We start from the raw sequence: 2138 nt of genomic DNA on the forward strand, positions 1-2138 counted from the left end.
GGATAATATTCCTTTAGGTTGGGATTTCCGCTATCAGTCTGACCAAAACGGTATCATCATTGGTACTTCCGGATACGCCTCTAGTGTTAATGGCCAAACGGTTACTTCTACTACTAGCTTTGGTGATGGTCCGTCGCGAGGCGGAGTTCTTCCTTGGATGCAAGCTGACCAGTTTAATGTATTGGGTGGATTTATAGAAAAACGAATTAGTAAGTTCTTAATACAAACCGCTTATTGGCGAGCTAGTCATCAAGGCATTCGCAACCCTAATGATGTGCTTACCATTATCAGGGAGGCCGGAATTAACCTGAATCAGCGAGCGAACTTTTTAGGTGAAAATACTTTAATACCCAATGATGAGCTAACCCCCAATGATGTAATTACTGAATCTAATTACGTGACATCTACATTTTACACCCGTATTAGTTATAATATTCAGACAAATGCTGGGCAATTTGTTCCTTATTTCTTCTACGATGAGTTGTCTAATCCGGAAACTATTGCCAGCAAAACTTTTGGGGGCGATAACGAAGCAGGTATTGCGGACGATGGAAGGTTCTCTAAAATTTCGCTTGGCGTTGTATATCGTCCAATTAATAAAGTTGCCATTAAGTTGGATATGAGTTCACATTCTCAGGAGTTCAACGGCGAGCAAATTTCCTATCCTGAAGTACGCTTAGACTTTTCATTTGGATTTGATGCGTTTGGTGGTAAAGAATAAGCAATTGGAATCAAACAGACCTACACTTCGAGAACGAGGCATTTTAAGTTGGGCTGAAGAAGATCGCCCCCGCGAGAAACTACTGCTCAAGGGACGAGCCGCTCTCTCAGATGCCGAGCTAATCGCTATTTTGATTGGTTCGGGCACCCGCGATAAAAGTGCGGTAGACGTAGCCAAGACGATTTTGCGTAGTGTTGATCACAACCTGCACGAGCTAGCCAAACTCTCGGTAGCCGACCTGAAAAAATTTGAGGGAATTGGCGAGGCCAAAGCCATTAGCATTATAAGCGCATTAGAACTAGGACGACGAAGAAAATCTAGTGAGCCAGTGAAGCGAGAGAAGATTCTAAGCTCAGAAGATGCCTACCGGATTATGCAACCCTACTTGCTTGACCAGCCAGTGGAACAGTTCTGGATTATTTTACTGAATCGGGCCAATATGGTCATCAGTACCCACTGCGTGAGCCAGGGAGGAGTGAGCGGCACGGTAGCTGATCCAAAAACTATTTTTAAGGGAGCCTTAGAAAAACTAGCGAGTTCTATTGTACTCGTGCATAATCATCCATCAGGGAATCTTAAGCCTAGCGAAGCGGATATCCATCTTACTCTCAAGCTCAAGGAGGCTGGAAAGCACCTGGATTTACCTGTGTTGGATCATATCATCTTCACCGACCAAAGCTACCTGAGTTTTGCCGATGAGGGAATTTTGTAGAATTAACAGCTTATAGCTAAATTGAGACTTAACAGTCCTTTTCTATGAGCAACGTGTTAACGCTTCCTTTACGAATCAGTAGTCGTTATCTACTTACTTTCAAAATCTTAGCTTCAGCCGGAGTGGCTCTACTACGGCAGGTGCAATTTGGTTATTACTCAATTCTCCGAGCCTACTGACAATCATTACATCATTAATTGGTTGGGGCGTATTCATTGCTACGCTGGTTCTCGCACTTGTTAGGTTTAAACGTTACCGCAATGTCATTTGGAACGGTGACCATCTACTCGTTAAAGACGAAGTAGATATTATGGTTCCGCTCAATGAAATAAGAGAGGTGGAGCTAAAGGCACTGAACGGTGTACATGCGGTGCACTTGTTAGAAGAACACCCGTATTTGGGAGAATCCTTCTTTTTCCTTGGATCACTCAATTACTTCTTTCGGCATAGAAAGGTAGACTTTGTGATACAAGAGTTAAATGAGCGTATTGCTGAAACGAAGCGGGAAGCGATTTAGGAATCTCGTAACATATTTGACGGTAAAGGAGTCCCTCTGACTTCCTTATCAAAGCTCACGCAGGGAGGGGGAGAATCAGCCTAACAAGACTTTAGAAAGACTAATTACAAATGCTCTTTCAAGAAAGCCAAGGTTTTATCGTAGGCATCTTGAGCAGCATCTTCGTCGTAGCGGGCACCGCTGGGGTT

4 protein-coding genes are annotated in these 2138 nt (G+C 43.5%); all 4 read left to right on the forward strand.

Going from position 1 to position 2138, the window contains the following annotated elements; all coding sequences use genetic code 11:
- On the forward strand, positions 1 to 721 hold a 721-nt coding region (locus WBA23_RS03950), incomplete at its 5' end, for a hypothetical protein (RefSeq protein WP_424580946.1).
- Positions 722 to 725: 4 nt separating this feature from the next.
- Positions 726 to 1433, forward strand: coding sequence for a RadC family protein (gene radC, locus WBA23_RS03955; protein ID WP_424580947.1), 708 nt, complete (start codon positions 726 to 728; stop codon positions 1431 to 1433).
- A gap of 44 nt (positions 1434 to 1477) precedes the next feature.
- Entirely contained in the window at positions 1478 to 1612 is a 135-nt protein-coding gene (locus WBA23_RS03960; RefSeq protein ID WP_424580948.1) for a hypothetical protein, read from the forward strand.
- A gap of 131 nt (positions 1613 to 1743) precedes the next feature.
- Positions 1744 to 1950, forward strand: coding sequence for a hypothetical protein (locus WBA23_RS03965; protein ID WP_424580949.1), 207 nt, complete (start codon positions 1744 to 1746; stop codon positions 1948 to 1950).
- The last annotated feature ends 188 nt before the right edge of the window (positions 1951 to 2138 follow it).

Origin of the sequence: Tunicatimonas sp., from assembly GCF_049647865.1 — a bacterium.
Classification (GTDB): Bacteria; Bacteroidota; Bacteroidia; order Cytophagales; family Cyclobacteriaceae; genus Tunicatimonas.

Excerpts from the sequence above, each read along its gene's own strand:
- WBA23_RS03960 (WP_424580948.1), top strand. The coding sequence starts at position 1,478 with ATGAGCAACGTGTTAACGCTTCCTTTACGAATCAGTAGTCGTTATCTA.
- WBA23_RS03965 (WP_424580949.1), top strand. The coding sequence starts at position 1,744 with ATGGTTCCGCTCAATGAAATAAGAGAGGTGGAGCTAAAGGCACTGAAC.